The sequence below is a fragment of the Methanopyrus kandleri AV19 genome, assembly GCF_000007185.1.
Classification (GTDB): domain Archaea; phylum JAADCQ01; class Methanopyri; order Methanopyrales; family Methanopyraceae; genus Methanopyrus; species Methanopyrus kandleri.
On sequence record NC_003551.1, the window covers coordinates 1,004,792 to 1,020,402 of the forward strand.

At 63.3% G+C, this 15,611-nt stretch carries 12 protein-coding genes; 8 read left to right on the top strand and 4 right to left on the bottom strand.

All coding sequences use genetic code 11. The features are described 5' to 3' along the window. Nucleotide 1 precedes the first annotated feature (1 nt). Nucleotides 2-4,738 carry a cobaltochelatase subunit CobN gene (locus MK_RS05515; RefSeq protein ID WP_148679680.1) on the bottom strand — a complete coding sequence of 1,579 codons (4,737 nt, stop codon included), beginning with the start codon at nt 4,736-4,738 and terminating at the stop codon, nt 2-4. A gap of 4 nt (nt 4,739-4,742) precedes the next feature. After that, the gene (locus MK_RS05520; RefSeq protein WP_011019410.1) at nt 4,743-4,979 is read right to left on the bottom strand and encodes a hypothetical protein; all 237 of its coding nucleotides are present in this window, start codon (nt 4,977-4,979) and stop codon (nt 4,743-4,745) included. Nucleotides 4,980-5,280: 301 nt separating this feature from the next. Here MK_RS05520 and MK_RS05525 point away from each other — a divergent pair, with 301 nt between their 5' ends. From MK_RS05525 to MK_RS05535, 3 genes are all read left to right on the top strand, one after another. After that, complete coding sequence (locus MK_RS05525; RefSeq protein ID WP_148679681.1) at nt 5,281-6,090, top strand: prenyltransferase/squalene oxidase repeat-containing protein; 810 nt, start codon at nt 5,281-5,283, stop codon at nt 6,088-6,090. A gap of 20 nt (nt 6,091-6,110) precedes the next feature. Next, complete coding sequence (locus MK_RS05530; RefSeq protein ID WP_011019412.1) at nt 6,111-6,593, top strand: hypothetical protein; 483 nt, start codon at nt 6,111-6,113, stop codon at nt 6,591-6,593. Nucleotides 6,594-6,773: 180 nt separating this feature from the next. Then, nucleotides 6,774-8,291, top strand: coding sequence for a hypothetical protein (locus MK_RS05535; protein WP_011019413.1), 1,518 nt, complete (start codon nt 6,774-6,776; stop codon nt 8,289-8,291). Nucleotides 8,292-8,345: 54 nt separating this feature from the next. Here MK_RS05535 and MK_RS05540 read toward each other — a convergent pair whose 3' ends face one another. Further along, nucleotides 8,346-9,032, bottom strand: a complete 687-nt coding sequence (locus MK_RS05540; RefSeq protein WP_011019414.1) for a mandelate racemase/muconate lactonizing enzyme family protein — start codon at nt 9,030-9,032, stop codon at nt 8,346-8,348. Between the two features lie 169 nt (nt 9,033-9,201). On the opposite strand from MK_RS05540, the gene MK_RS05545 reads away from it, so the two are divergent. Genes MK_RS05545 through MK_RS09105 form a run of 5 tightly spaced genes read left to right on the top strand, consistent with a single transcriptional unit; the run spans nt 9,202 to nt 13,935 of the window. Further along, nucleotides 9,202-10,614, top strand: a complete 1,413-nt coding sequence (locus MK_RS05545; protein WP_011019415.1) for a Mur ligase family protein — start codon at nt 9,202-9,204, stop codon at nt 10,612-10,614. After that, entirely contained in the window at nt 10,604-12,145 is a 1,542-nt protein-coding gene (locus MK_RS05550) for a hydantoinase B/oxoprolinase family protein (RefSeq protein WP_011019416.1), read from the top strand. The genes MK_RS05545 and MK_RS05550 overlap by 11 nt, the downstream gene beginning before the upstream one ends. A gap of 7 nt (nt 12,146-12,152) precedes the next feature. Continuing rightward, nucleotides 12,153-12,440 carry a MazG nucleotide pyrophosphohydrolase domain-containing protein gene (locus tag MK_RS05555; protein ID WP_011019417.1) on the top strand — a complete coding sequence of 96 codons (288 nt, stop codon included), beginning with the start codon at nt 12,153-12,155 and terminating at the stop codon, nt 12,438-12,440. Beyond that, a complete protein-coding gene (locus tag MK_RS05560; RefSeq protein WP_148679684.1) occupies nt 12,422-13,549 on the top strand; it encodes an amidohydrolase family protein in 1,128 nt (375 codons plus the stop codon). The genes MK_RS05555 and MK_RS05560 overlap by 19 nt, the downstream gene beginning before the upstream one ends. Next, nucleotides 13,546-13,935 (top strand): universal stress protein, encoded by a 390-nt coding sequence (locus MK_RS09105; protein ID WP_011019419.1) that lies wholly within the window; start codon nt 13,546-13,548, stop codon nt 13,933-13,935. The genes MK_RS05560 and MK_RS09105 overlap by 4 nt, the downstream gene beginning before the upstream one ends. Here the strand turns inward: MK_RS09105 and MK_RS05570 are convergent. Next, on the bottom strand, nt 13,927-15,528 hold the full coding sequence (locus MK_RS05570; protein ID WP_226988621.1) for a tRNA uridine(34) 5-carboxymethylaminomethyl modification radical SAM/GNAT enzyme Elp3: 1,602 nt from the start codon (nt 15,526-15,528) through the stop codon (nt 13,927-13,929). The two genes, MK_RS09105 and MK_RS05570, sit on opposite strands and share 9 nt — an antisense overlap. Nucleotides 15,529-15,611: the final 83 nt, after the last annotated feature.

Sequence of the window (15,611 nt, forward strand, 5' to 3'; positions counted from 1 at the left end):
ATCACCAGTTCCACCTACGGAACTGCCGCCGCGCCCAAAGGACCACGATCATCGACGCGGCCAGTAACCCCACTACCCACTCCCAGATAACCCTAGGCGCGGGAGCACTCTCCCGGACCATTGCCCTCGCCTCGGACTCCTTCGCGGCCTCCGACTTCAAGGGGACGGCTCGACAGCCGGATCCCGAAGTACCTCCCGTCGAGATCGCTCCTCCGACCGGTAGGCGACCGTGGAAGATCACCCCGGTCGTAGACACCAGCTCCGACGCCCTCGACACCGACCCCGAGGGGAGGTTACCCACCTCGAGGTTGTTCGCTCGAGGCGATTCTACGAATTCTACCGCCCGTAAGGATCGAGGGGAAACGGATCGTGGTTCTACCGCGCGGTAGGATGCCCTGCTTCTGGTGACGATCATCCTGATCATTTCCGCGACTACCTTGGGGTTGTCCAGCGTACGGTACGCCCGAACGATATCGGGGAGCATCTTCAGGACGTCGTTGAGACCCAGGGACGCCGCCAGGTTCCGGACGAACGGCACCGTGGACGGGTTCAGGCTCGTGTGGTGGCACGTGGAGGGACCGTACCGTGCCGTGACTTCCGCCCAGGCCCTGACTAGGGCCTTGAGGGTGTTCCGGTCCGGCTTCCACAGACCCACACGCACCGCCTCCACGAGCCACGAGAGCGTCGACTGTACCTCGGCCCAACCCTTCGGGGTCGACGGTCGGTAGCGTTCGAGCGCCGACAGTATCGTCGACGCCACCTCGGTCAGCAACGTCTGAACCATCGGTCTGACCTGGGTCGTCGTCACCGCGATGCCGACGATGTTCTGCACGCGCTTCATCACCTCGTGCCATCCCACGTCCGGTCCGTGGGCCATCAGTGCCTCCCACCAGCTCGGGCTCAGCAGTTCCGTCCGCACCTCGATCGCCAGCCGCTCCGCCAGGGTTTGTACGTGCGCGGTGGTCGGATCGCGGGCCACCGTCAGGAACACTAGTGGCTCCTTCTTCCTGATCAACCGCACGTACGTCACCATCCCGCCGATCCAGGAGTAGTAGTCGTTCACGTCGATCACGTTGAACGCGTTCACCACCTGATCTATCACCGCGTCCACGGTGCTCGCGAGGTACCGGAAGACCTTCACGGCCTTAACTGCGGCCTCGTACCCAGTCAGCTCCTCTCGAAGCAGCTTGGAGCCGTTCGGGTTACCCGTGACGGTGAAGGCGTACGCCACCCTGGACTCGAAGATTTCCGCGATCTTCTCCGAGAACCGCGCGTCGACGGTCCCCGCGCCGTCGATCCCCAGGCCCTTCGTGAGCTCGGACCAGCCCAGCTCCACCAGACGGTTGACACCGGTTCCCTGGATATCGCCCGGTGGCTCCCCGAACACCCCGGTGGCCGCCAGCGGCTCCGGTACCCCGAGCTTTAGGAGCTCGAGATAGTGCTTCCTACGGTGGTTGTACGCGAGGGGCTCCTCCGCGTCGGAGGCGAGCCGGAAGGCGGCGGCCAGCAGTTGGACCACCGGCTCGATGGAGTCCAGGACGGCCGTGCAGAGCGCTACCACGTCGATCCTCGGTCGGTTGATCCACCGGTTACCGACCTTCACCTTCAGCTCGTCCAGCGGGATCAGCTCCACTCCCAGAACTTTGCCGCTGTTCGGGTCCCAGACGGGCTTGACGCCTAGGAGGTACAAGACCTGTGCTATTCCTAACCCGCCGGACGTCAGCTCGTGTGATGCGAAGAGCACGATGGGAACGGTCTCGGGCCACCTACCGTATACGCGGTAGTATCGGGCCAGGAAGTCGTCCATGAGACGCTTAGCGACCTCCCAGGCTTCTGGAGTGGGAAGGGTATACGGGTCGAACGGTACGCCGTTCCGTCCGGTGGGATAGGCCTTGGGGTTCCACAGGGGCTCCCCGAACCCTCCGGTCGGGACGTGCCCGCCCCTCAGGAAGTTGACGAGATTGTCCAGCTCGTACTCACCGGATTCGTACACGTGAACGAACTCTCTAAAGGCCTCGGCTATAAGCTTAATAATGTCCTGATCGTACTGATTCGTGACCTCCCATAGACCTATTTTTAACAACGACTGTCGGTACAATCCTAACAAATTGAGCTTAAATCGTTGCAGTATGGTGTCCGCTTTTGAGAGCAGTGACGCGTCGTCTCGTAGCTCACCTTCGTCCTTGAGCTCGACCCACTGGAGTAAAACCGACCGCAGGTAGGGGTCGTTCCAGATTTCGTGGAGCATCGAGCGGAGCAGCTCGTACGTCCGGATCTTGACATCCTGGTAGAAGTCGGGGTTCTCGTCCGCTAACCTGCGGAACAGCTCCAGGTCGGCCTTGGGGGTTAACCCCGTCGTGACCGCCAAGTAGGGGGCGAACCGCGGTGCGAAGAGCAACGCCGCCTCCTCTACAGCGAGCTCGACCGGGAGGTCCTCACCGATGACGTGCAGACCGTAGAACGATTTCTCGTCTCGGAGCGCCAGCAGGTAATCGTGCAGGGCGTCGAGGAACTCCTCCAGGTGTCGCTCGGCCCAGGACTCGGGATCCTCCGGAGGGCTCTCCCCACGCTCGGCGAAGATGGACTTCACGACGTCCTCGAGGATCCCCAGCTCCCTCGCCTTCTTCAGGATCTTCTCCGCGATAACCTTCCGTACGGCCGGATCGCCGCCGTATATCGAGGAGCTCACGTACTGCGACCACAACCGCTCCAGCTCCGCGTATTTGCGAAAGTCCTTGAAATACCCGGATGGAGGGGACGGATACGTCAGGATCACGGCCCCGCCCCGGTACTTCGCCAGCGTCCCTTCACCCGGGTTGCTCACAATGTAGAAGTACGCCTGGGGGACGTCCGGGAGCAGCAAGTGCGTCCAGTCCGTGACCGTGAGTCCGCGGTCGTGGCCCGGTAGGAACTCGAAGGTGCCGTGCGTGCCCACGTAAACCACCGCGTCCGCGTGGAAGACCCTGCGCAACCACTCGTACGCGGCGATGTACTGCCAATGCGGGGGCAACTCCCTGGAGTGGTAGACGGCTTCCGGGCTCCCCGACCAACCACGCACCGGCTGCAGGACCACCGCCACGTTGCCGAACCTGAGGGCGGGGACGAGGTACCGGCGACCGTCCGTCATGATCCCTCGGTTGTCGGTCACGTCCCCCCAGGTCCTCCGGAAACCCTCGATCATACCCTCCACGGCGGCTCTGACCGCCTCGGGATCCAGCTCACGGACGAGGTCGAGGTACGCGTGCAGCCGCCTCACGACGTCCTCCTCGAACCATTCCCGGACGTTTTCGGCCGGAATCAGTTGGTCCCGGGAGATCGAGCATAGCACGAAGGAGCGACCGTCGACGCTGACCGTGACCTTCCCATCGCGCACCTCGATCTCGACCTCGCGTCCGTCGACGTTCAGCGACCACTCGCCGTACCCGCCCTCGTACAGGTCGAACATCCGTCGAAGTTCGCCCTTCGCCCATGGTCCGACGTTCGCGAGCAGGAGCACCGACCGACGCGGGTCGTGGGGGTCTACCGCGGAGGACATCGCGTTGAACACGGCGACGAACACGTCCTCGAGCGTTCGAGCCTCCCGTGGATCCTCTCGGTACGCGCGGTAGAGCTCCCGGAAGAACTCCGTCCCGGGGCCCAGGTCGAACCCCTCACCGGCCAGCCTGGCCAGGATCCGCGCGAGGCTCCTGGGGACGTCCAGGTACGCCGCTCCCAGCTCCGCGCGTCCCGGCGGGTAGCAGTACACGACGAGCGCGACCCTCTTCTCCCGGTCCGGCAACAGCCTGAGTCGGAGTATGTGGTCGACCAGTCTCCCGAGATCGTCCAGTGTCCCGGGTAGCAGCACGGGCTCGTCGTCCTTCCCGTTCAACCACAGCACCCGGTACCAGAAGGATCCTTCCCGTTCGGAGCCCAACTGTACCTGATAGGTCCATTCGAGTGAGGGCCCTGCTCGATTCGTCGCGTACTCTCCCAGGCCCATGCTGGCGTCTCCGGTGAAGGGGAACACCACCTGGATGACCGGCGTGTTTAGCCTGATGACGACGTACTCGGCCGGTTTCGGGAAGTTCAGCGTGAACGCCCGGACGCTGATTAAGGCCTCCACGCGCTTGTGCTGCCTTTCCAGCCCGGAAAGTACTTCTACGGGCTTCACGAACGACGATTCGCAGAAGACCGCGACGGTCCGAACGCCGTATCTGCTTGTGACGTCGTCTAGCGCCTCCGTGAGTCGCAGTACGGCGTCCCTGCGCGGTCCTACGGCGTCGATCCCGTGGGCGAGTACCAGGACGAGGTCATTGGGAAGCCTGGACGCGAACGCGCTCAGGTCCATTCCACGCAGGACGTCGACAGCCCAGCTCGGTAGCTTCTGGCGGAACCCGAAGAGTACCACGGTCCCTTCGGTCTCTCCGCGGGCCAAGCGTCGGAGCCAATCTCGGAAGGAGGCGGTGTCGAAGTGTGGGATTCCCCCGATCCATCCGGTCCCCGGGATGTAGGCCGAGAGAGCCGTTCTAACGATCGTTCTAGGAGGTTCCACGGCATCCGTCGGGAAGGAGGGGTCGGCCAGCCATAGTAGGAACGTCACGAGAGCGCGCGTGTCCCCCGCCGTCAGACACAGCCAGATATGCGCCGCGACGGCCACCTTGGCCTTCACGGGCCGACCGCGGATAACCACCAGCGCGCGCTCCGGATCCGATGTGGCCACCACGACCACGCGCTTCGTCGAGGCGAGGGCTTCGGCCAATGCGTCAATTATCGTCCAAGGCAGTCCCGAGGGTCCTCCGGGACAGTTCTCGGGTGAAAGCCGTTGGGACCGTCCCCATACGCTGGATCACCAACACGTCGGCGGATCGGACGTCCCTCGAGATACCGTCCCAGTCCAAGTTCCCTATGCTCGTGGGATCCTTCGGGATCCGATGAACGTGTACGGGGATCCCTAACTCCCGGCCTACCTCTTCGGCGTTCGGCAGCGGTGTGGTGCTCAACACGGTGATCTCGACGGCGGAGGCGGAATCGGAACTTAAAATTTGGATTAACACAACCATTGTAAGAAGTAACACAACTGACGTACGTCGTAAGTGTTTTAACATCTTCTTGAGTGCCCCGCGCCGGCCACGCGACGTGTCGAAATAACAGTTTCGGTGGGGGTGAGTCGGTCTGCGCGCGATACCTGTGGCGGCCCTGATCGTCGCCCTTACCGACGTCCGCGTGGGCGGCTGACTGGGGGAGATCATCGACAAGTCAGTGAGGTTTTACTTCGCAGTCGATAAGGCCAGGGAGCGTGGTGTGCCTATCAAGGAGTTCAAGCTGATTCAGGAGGACGGTTCAGTGTACTGGGAAGGCAAGTTCGGGAGATCTAAGTGGGAGACATCGGGTGAGGTAATTTACGGCAATATGGTAGCTCTATCCGGGATATATCTAGGGTTACTCAGCGGCGAGGTGAAACCGAAGACATGGCCCGAACCAGAACGATCCCGATTCGAGAAAGGCATTACCGTCGGACTCGCTCGGATCCTGTCACTCCAGCAGGAAGATGGTGGCTGGGGATGGAAAGTAGTCCTAGTGGAAGGCAAGACCAGGTTTCCAGCCGGCAAGGGCCATGTCCTGTACACGGCGAAGATACTCGCTAAAGTGTTGATCCCGGCGCTGCGGTTGAACATTAAGAACGTGAGCTACGGCGGGACCACCTACGACGTCGCCGAACACGCGCGTGCGGCGGTGAGGTTTCTCATCGACCAGCAGTTGGAGAGCGGTGGATACAGCGCCAACAAGGAGTGGTCGATGACCGAGGACCCGCTCTACACGGCGTGGGCCCTACGTGCGCTGTGCGAGGCGTACCGGTACAGGGACCTACTGGGGCTCGACGACGCGACCGTCCAGCAGGTCAAAGAGGCGATCCGTAGGGCGGTCGACTGGTTACTCTCGCACCAGGAGGACGAAGGTGACTACGCCGGGCTATGGGAGATGAAGTCCGCAGCGATCATGGGATCCGCGTACGCCCCACCGTCGGAGGCTCAAATCGTACGTGCACTTATCCAGGCATACTCGATCTCGGAGGAATTAGGGTTGAACAAGGCCGAGCTCAAGGAGGCATAGATCGGGCGCTGGAGGCGATCGTGGACTGGGCGCTGAAGTACCAGGATGCCTCGCTGGTGGAGTTCGACGGTCGGAAGGTGCTCGGCTGGGCCTACTCGTCGACACGCCTGGAGAGTTGCGGTCCGTACCTCGGGTACACCGCCCTCATAGCCGCCACGCTGAAGCTGGCGCAGGAGCTGGGCCTAGGGTCGAAAGCCGTCGAGAAGATGAGGTCCGTCGGAGTGACCTTAGAGGATGAGGCGGAGTGGGTGGCTCACGAGTGGCAAGAGATCGACGGACTCGGGTACTTCCTGTACCCGAACTCCAAGGCCGAGCACAAAACGGTGACACCGTCGAGCCAGCTCTACGGACTGACCTGTGCGGTGGCGTTCTCGCACCCAGAGGTGCTGTTGAAGCGCACTACGGCGGACGTTTGGAAGCTGGTGCCTAAGAAGGGAGCGTGGAAAGTTCCAGTGTGGCCGGTGGTCACGGTGGTGCTGCTATTCGCGTGCCGACGCCGCTAACCCGTTTTCTGTCCTCACGGATACTCTTTCGTATCCGTTCTTCTCTGAGGTGGCGGGTGAAAGTACTCACAACTAATTCACGACTTCTTCCAACCAGTGTAGAAATTTCGTTGACAAAAACTCGGTTCCACTTTAATTTAAAGCCGCCGGCCATGTGGGGCGGCTGTAGGGGGTGAGACCGTGAGGTTCCCGGCGCTGGTCATCGGGCTACTCGTTGCACTGGGTCCGACCGCAGCCAGTGAAAGTCCCAAGGTTGCCGTAGTGATGCCGTACCACGGCAGTTACGATCCGCACTGGATCTACATGGCCCACGAACTCCCTGAGAAAGTCCAAGAGATACTGAGCGTAACCTATGACGAATACAATATTCAAGTGTATCCAGGCAGTTTCGAAACCTACGACGTGACCAAGGTGCGACTTCAGGGCGGTAAGGAGTACGTCATCCATCAGGAAGAGGTGAACACGGGCGAGGAAGTCCTAAAGACCGAACTCGGGCACGCCCTCAAGGAGGCCGAAGAGTTCACGAACTCCGGTAGGGACGGTCTGATCGTCGTGCTACCGGCCTTCGTGAACCGAGGAGGTCAGCACCAGTGCGTGGAGATCCCGGAAGTTATCGACATCATCTTGGGCGATAAGGTGCCCAAGTACTCGGTCCACTACGAGCCGTTCGGTATTACAAACTGGGACCGCCAGAACGACATCGGTATCGTACCGGAGCTGCTCTTCAGGAACATACAGACGGAGGCTGAGAAGACACTGACAGGACCGAACGGTCAAGGTGATCCCGAAGACGTGTTCTCGGCGTACAAGGATAAGAGACTCCTGGACTTCCTGGTGGACCACAAGGACGAGGTCGGTCTCCTCGAGATCATGTTCGGCACCCTGCGGGTGGGTTACTGGGACGACTTCAAGGCGAACGCTATGTACGTACTACGTGGTGTCGCCGAGAGACTCGGTAACCTCCTGGGGACGACGATCCCGGTCGGTGAGGTCGACTGGGCGCTGGAGAACCCGTTCGTGAGGGAGGGTAAGGCGTACTTCTTCGCGTTCCAGAACCCGGAGATCGGTCCAGAGAACTGGGAGAAGTCACGCTGGGAGGTCCGATACGAGCAGTTCCAGAAGCTGATGCAGAGTCTCTGCAGGCAGGGCGTCAGGTACGTGGTCGCATTCCCGTACATCACGGTGACCGGTATCACGGACCGCAAGCTGTTCGAAGGCAACCCGGAGCACGGTCCCGAAGGTGACGAGCCCGAGGCTTACGACTATCCGGAAGCCATTCTGCGGCATTTCGGTGCGGAGTTAGTGGCGGAGACCGTAGCCGACGTCAGGAAGTACACGTACGTGCAGGAGGGTCAGGAGAAAACCCGGACGGTGTACATCAACGCTCGGATCTACCGGATCCCGAAGGAGAAACTGGGCACGGACGCCGACATGTACGTGATCTACGTGAGACGCGGGCTGTTGGACGCTCCGAACGCGACGGAGAAGGTGGCGCGGGTGTACGCCAACTACATCGCCACTCACCTGCCGACGTGGTTGATGGAGTACGAGGCGGTGAAGGGGATGAAGGAGGGGTTCGAGGGCGAGATTAACTCGCTGAGGAAGGATGTCAAGAGCCTCAAGAAGAGGAAGGTCGCGGTGTATCCGGCGGTAATCGCGCTGGCGCTGGCGATGATCCCGCCGCTCCGGCGCCGCTAACGCCCCCCACTTCGACAAACGTTACGAATGTATTAACGATCGACCGTGGGGGCGTTAAGGGGCTTCCGCGAGCTCGTAGGGGTCGTGATTCACCCGGACCTCGCGTCCCGGACCCGTCAGCTCCACCTCGGGCGCGTACCCCAGGGACTCCAGGTCCTCGTACAGGGCCAGATGTCCCGAGAGATCACAGTACTCGGCCCTCAACGCACCGGCGAGGTGTGCGGCCGCCTTTACGGAGACGGCGCTCTCCACCTCCGTCAGCACGATGATCTTGAATCCGAGCTCCCTGGCCTTGCGTCCGAGCAGTACCGCGTCTAGGAAACCGACCTCTTGAACGCTTAAAGCCACTCCCTCGGCTGAACCCAGCCCGTGGATGTCCTCCTCCGACGTCACACGGACGTAGATGGGGACCTCCGCGTCGAACTCCTCCGGTGAGATCACGACTATCTCCGCGTCGGACACGGACCGTACCTCCTCGAGGGCCCGCTCAGAGGGTCGGTCCGTGAACTCTAGAAGTACGGTCTCGAAGTCCAGGGCGGACACCGAGGACAACCCCGCCGAGTCGGCGCGTACACGGACCACCGTGTACCCGACGGAGAGGTTGTCACGCGCCTCCCGGAGTGCCCCGTGCTTTCCGAGTTCGTGGACGGAGCACGCGGACTCGACGGTTCTCGGCTCTCCCCCCAGCAGTTCCGCGAGTGGGAGGCCCTGAGACCGGGCCTCGGCATCCATCACGGCCATCTCGTGGGCTACGGCCGGATCGAACCCCGAAACCGGTCCCGTAGTGGCCCTCCGATGAGTAAACCCGGCACACGTAGCCGTCGACGCGACCGGCGGCACCGTTTAAGGTAACCCGGCGGGTCTCGACGGGTCTCAAGGCGGATCCCGCCCCGCCGGGAGGGTGAACGTGTTGAAGCGGGTTATAGTTGTCGGAGCCGGCAGTGCGGGACGGTCGGTGGCGCGGCTGCTGAACCACGTGGGGTACGACGTCGTGATCAACGACATCCGCGATTGGGAGGACTTCACCACGGAGGAGCGCGAGTATCTGGAGGTTCTCGAGCGCGAGGGCGTCGAGGTGGCCCTCGGGGGACACGATCGGGAGCTCTTCGAGTCGGCCGACGCGGCCTTCGTGTCCCCGGCGATCCCCGAGGACGCCGAGGGTAGGAAGCTCGCGGAGCTGGTCCCCGAGGAGATCACCGTCGAGGACGTTGCCGGGCTGTTGGGAGACCTGTTCCCCGTACCCGCCATCGGGATCACAGGAACGAACGGGAAGACCACCACGACCTGGGCGGTGGCGCATCTCCTGGAGGCCTGCGGGTACGAGGTCTGGCGGTGCTCGTCCCTCGACAGGCACCTCGTCATCGAGGCGATAGTGGACGGCGTGGTGACGGGTGAGATCGAGGGCTACGACGTGGCCGTCGTGGAGCTCCCACACGGGACGATCAGACTGGCGGCCGGTATCGAGCTGGACGTCGGGGTGCTGACGAACGTCTCACCGGAGCACTTGGACGAGTTCGGCGGTTCCTTCGAGCGGTACGTTCGTCGGAAACTCACGATAACTGAAATGAGTGAAGTGCTGGTGGCCGGCTACGACTGCGAGGAGCTGCGGAAGCGCCTGAACGACGCGGTCTGGTACTCCGTGCGGGATCCCGACGCCGACTACTACGGACGTAGGGAGAACGGACGTCTCGTGGTGAAGGGACCCGACGCCTCGGTGGAAGCCGACTTCCACCTGATCGGTTACTACGTAGAGAACTGCACGGGAGCCGTCGCCGCCTGTCTAGAGTTCGGCGCCGATCCCGAGGGGGTCGCCGAGGGTCTCGCCACGTTCGAGGGCGTTCCCGGGCGCATGGAGCTGCTGGGGGAGTTCTCGGGTCGTGTAGCCTACATCGACGCGGCACACAATCCGGACGGTCTGAAGGCGTCGCTTCCACCGTTCCGGGAGCTCGCGGACGAACGGGGCGGAAGACTGCTCGTCAGCGTGGACAATCCCGACACCGTGACCGAGCGCGACAAGTTCGAGTTCGGGCGGATAGTAGGGGAGTACGCCGATTTCGTGGCGGCCAGCGGGTACAACGAGACCCTGGAGCGGCTCGACCGGTCGGCCGCCGAGGAGGTAGTGAAGGGCGCCGAGTCGGCGGGTTGCGAGGGGGTGGCCGTAGACTCGGTCCGGGAGGCTGCCGAGGAGGTGGCCGCACGGTCCGAGGAGGGAGACGTGTTGCTCCACGTGGGGCCGGGGGTGGTGAACGCGTACGATCGGGTCAAGCGCGCCTTCCTGCGCGGTCTGACCTCGGTGCTGGGGGAACCTTCGGATGAAGCATGAGATCGTCCGGCAGGCTCTCATCTACGCCTGCGAGGAGATGGGGGCCCTGCTCCGCCGTAGCGCCTTCTCCCCGAACATCCGCGAGCGGGAGGATTTCTCCTGCGCGATCTACGACGCGGACGGTGAGCTGATAGCCCAGGCGGAGCACATTCCGGTGCATCTCGGATCGATGAGGTGGGCCGTACAGGCCGTCCTCGATGAGTTCGGGTCCTCCGAGATGGAACCGGGAGACGCCTTCCTGCTCAACGACCCGTACGCCGGAGGTACCCATCTCCCCGATCTCACCGTCGTCGCTCCCGCGTTCCACGACGATGAGCTCGTGGCGTTCGCCGCAGTTCGTGCGCACCACGCCGACGTAGGTGGGAAGGTCCCAGGGAGCATGCCTCACGACGCCGAGGACGTGTACTCGGAGGGGCTCCGGATTCCCCCGATCAAGGTCGCCGAGGACGGTGAGCCCCGAGACGACGTGCTACGCCTCCTCGAGGCGAACTCCCGGGGCGGTGAGGAGCGGCGGTACGACCTCACCGCTCAGATCGCCGCGGCGTTCCGAGGATGCCGCCAGGTGAGGAGGATCATCGACGAGCACGGACGGGAAGCCTGGGAGAGGGCCTGCGAGTGGTGTAAGGACTACGCCGAGCGTCGCATGCGCGTGGCCATCGAGCGGATCCCCGACGGCGAGTACAGCGGGGAGGATTACCTGGAGGGCGACGGGATCTCGGAGGACCCCGTGCGTATCTCCGTGACCGTGCGCGTGGAGGGGGACGAGGTGACCGTCGACTTCACCGGGACCGACGAGCAGACTCGGGGTCCCGTGAACGCGCCTCTGCCGGTCACGTACTCCGCGGTCTTCTTCGCCCTCAAGGCGGCCCTGGACCCGGAGACACCCGTTTCAGAGGGGACGTACAGGCCTATCGAGGTGATCGCGCCACGCGGAACGGTGGTCAACCCCGAGCCGCCGGCCCCGGTATGCGCGGGCAACGTGGAGACTTCCCAACGGATCGTCGATGCCATCCTGGATGCACTACGTGAGGCGATCCCTAGCCTACCGGCCCACTCGCACGGCTCCATGAACAACGTGGCCATCGGCGGGGTCGGATTCGCGTACTACGAGACCGTGGGCGGTGGGGCCGGCGCATCCCCGGACTGTGACGGGGAGAGCGCCGTGCACGTGTACATGACCAACACCGCGAACACTCCGGTCGAGCACGTGGAGCGCGAGTATCCGATCCGGATCCTCGAGCATACCGTCCGGCGTGGGAGTGGGGGCGAGGGTAAGTACCGCGGCGGCGACGGTATCATCAAGCGATACCTCGCCCTGGAGCGCTGTCGTGTGACCGTGATAGGCGACCGGACCATGCACCCGCCGCGCGGCGTCGACGGAGGGAAACCGGGGAAGACCTCCGAGTACGAAGTCGAGCGATCGAACGGGAAGGTAGAGAGGCTAGGTCCGAAGGACTCGACCGTGCTCGAACCCGGTGACATGTTGATCGTGCGCACCGCTGGCGGTGGAGGTTACGGAAAGGGGGAGTGAACGGGGAATGGAGATCTCGGAGTTTCAGCGTCTGATGGACGAGCTGTACGGGGAGAAGGATCGGAAGCGCGGTCCCGAACGGACGTTGCTATGGCTCGTGGAGGAAGTCGGCGAGCTGGCGGAAGCCGTGCGTAAGAACGATCGACAGGCGGTGCGTGAGGAGCTGGCGGACGTGGTGGCGTGGACGTTCTCGCTGGCCAACGTCCTCGGTATCGACGTGGAAGAGGTGTTGAAGGAGAAGTACCCGGGCCGGTGTCCCAAGTGCGGTGAGATACCGTGTCGTTGCAACGAGTGAAGGACGGTGTGCTGACTGCCGAGGCGGGACTCGTCGGCAGGGACCTGGAGTTACTGTCCCCGATAACGATCGAGATCGAGGACGGTAGGGTACGACGGATCGAGGAGGGACGTGAACCCGGTGCGGACGACGACTTCGACGTCGTTCTGCCCGCACCGTTCAACGCACACGTCCACGCCGCTGACTGGGCGTTCCGACACGCCGGCCTCGGAATGCCGCTCGAGAAGGTCGTCGCCCCGCCCGACGGCCTGAAACACCGGCTGCTCGAGAAGGTCGGGGAGCGGGAGCTCGAGGTCTCGATCCGGGACTTCCTCGAGACCTCGCTGAGCTTCGGATGTCCTGGAGTCGCCGATTTCCGGGAGGGTGGCGTCGAGGGTCTGAAGCTGGGCCTCAGGGCAGCCGAAGGCTTCCCGACCTACGTCCCGATGGGCCGGCCGAAGGCGCTCGACGACCCCGAGAGGGTCGAGGAGGAACTCCGGGTCCTGTCGGAGCTGACGGAGTTCGTCGGGATCCCCGACGTACACCTGCCGGACGACGTGTTGGAGGCCGTGAGGGATTCCGGTCTCCGGGTGTACGTGCATGCGAACGAGAACTGGCGGTCCGTCCGCGAGTGCGTCCGCGAACACGGCGCCACCGAGATCGAACGGGCAGTGGACCTGCTCGAACCGGAGGGGATCGTTCACTGCGTGGTCCTCACGGACCGCGACCGTGAGCTGCTGGAGGAGCTGGATCCCGTCGTGATACTCTGTCCCAGGTCGAACGACTACTACCGGCTCGGGAACCCGGATCCCAGACGACTTCGGGGTCTCCGGGTGCTCCTGGGGACCGACAACGGAATGTCCGTGGAGCCGGATCCGTGGGCGGAGGCTTACCACGCGTGGATCCGTACGGGCCTCTCGCCGCTCGGGGCGCTTCGGGCGCTGACAGTCGAAGCCGCGTCCGTCTTCGACCTGCCGATATTGGAGGAAGGGCGGCGACTCTCGGCGGTTGGGTTAAAGGGCCTCCCGCTCCCGGAAACCGTGCTCGGGTCCAGACAGCGTCTGGCCGCCCACGTCCTCCAGTTGATCAAAACGTCGAGGGTTCACGTGCTGTTGGGGGCCGAGAGTTGACCCGGTACGTCGTGCTCCTCGACGGATCCGAGGCGTCTTTCGAGGCGTTGGAGCACGCGCTGGAAGAGGCGGACGAGGTGATAGGGGTCTACTTGATCGACTGTCGGGCATTCAAGGGGCTGAACGAAGACATGGCGAGGGCGCTGGAGGAGTTCATGCGGCAGGAGGCGGAGCTGATCCGGGAGACCGTCGAGAAGCGCGGTGCGGAGTTCGAGATCGTGCGAGGTGAGGGTCCCGAGGCCGTGATGGAGTACGCCCGGGAGGTGGGCGCGGACGCCGTGGTGGTAGGCGTGGGTCACATCCCCAGGTTCGAGGATATAACGTTCCGACGGGGGATCGAGGGGCACGTGAGGGACGTTCCCGTGGTTCTGGTGCCTTCACGTTAAATCCTTACCCATGTACGGGCCGACGCGCTCGTACCCGAGCTTCCGGTAGTACTCGCGCGTCCCGATGGCACTGATCACGATGATCTTGTCCGCATCCAGCTCGCTGGCGGCGAGCTCCTCCGCCTTCCTCATCAGCCGCTCGCCGAGGCCCCGATGTTGGACGGCGTCCGTGTCCCGCTCGCCGATCGGCACCGTCGGTCCGACGACCTTCAGCTCGCGCACGATGGCCGTCTCGGGATCGATCTCCGGTCTGTGGGCCAGCTCCGTGGGCTTCCTGAGCCTCAGATAACCGAGTATAGCGTCCGCCTCCGGATCCTCGTACGCCAGGAAGTAGTCCATGCCCCCCTTCCACGTACGCTCTTTGATGATCCTGAGCTCGGCTCGCCCCGGATCCACCTCAACACCTTGGCGCATCCTGTGACCCGCCTCCCGACAGCGGATACACCGACACTCCCAGCCTTTCTCCTCCAGGTAATCGTGGACGAGCTGGCGTAGGTTCGTCTTCCGGATGCCGGCGGCGGCCAAGTGGGCCGGGATGTCCCGCTGAACCCGCATGATGCGGCAGTACTCCGGTACGTAGCGGTGTTTCGCCTCGGCGATGACTTTCACCGCGGTTTCCTCGTCGTATGGCTCGTACTCGCCACGTTTCCACGCGTCGTATAGGGGCGTATCCTCGAAGACCATACACGGGTAGATCTTCAGCATATCCGGCTTGAACCGCGGGTCCTTGAACAGTCGCTTTAACATCCTGAGGTCGCGTTCGGGGTTCGAGCCCGGGAGACCGGGCATGATGTGGTAACACACTTTCAGACCGGCGTCCTTGAGGATACGTGTCGCCTCGACGGTATCCTTCACGGTGTGACCGCGGTCCACGCGCTTCAGTATGAAGTCGTAGATCGTCTGGACTCCCACTTCAACCCTGGTGGCGCCCAGCTTGAGCATGTGGTCCACATGCTCCTCCTTGCAGTAGTCGGGCCGCGTTTCGAAGGTGATTCCCACGGGTCGGCGTTCCGAAGTTTCCGCGTACTTCTGCGCCTCCTCGATCGTGAGCGCGTCCTTCCCGGTCATCGCGTTCAGACACTCCCGCACGAACCACTCCTGGTAACACAACGGTGTCGCGGGGAACGTACCCCCCATCACGATCAGCTCGATCTTGTCGGTGGGGTGACCCGAGATCTCCAGCTGCCGTATGCGCGCCTCGACCTGCTTCCGTGGGTGGAACTCGTGCTCCTTAGCCCGACGGCCGGCCGGCTCCTTACCCGTGTAGCTCTGTGGTACGCCCTTCTCGGGACCACCCGGGCAGTACGCACAACGGCCATGTGGACACGGATAGGGCTTCGTCATCACCGCGACGACGGCCACGCCCGAGATCGATCGGACGGGTTTCTTCACGACGATCTCTCGGAGTTTCTCGCGCTCCTCCGGGGTTGCGCGTTCCAGGACGTCCGCGTCCGTGGGGAACTTCGAAAGACCGTATTTCCTGCAGACCTCGCGCTTGGCCTCCTGTAGCTCGCCTTTAGTTCGGATCTCACCCGACAGCATCTTCTCCACGAGTTCGCGGCACGCCATGTCGAAGGCGTCGGCCTCGGACACATCTCTCACCCCCGTACGGTTCTCCGGTACCGTGGGGGCGCAACACATTTAATCGATCGTCGGGAGGGTACAGCTGGCGCCGG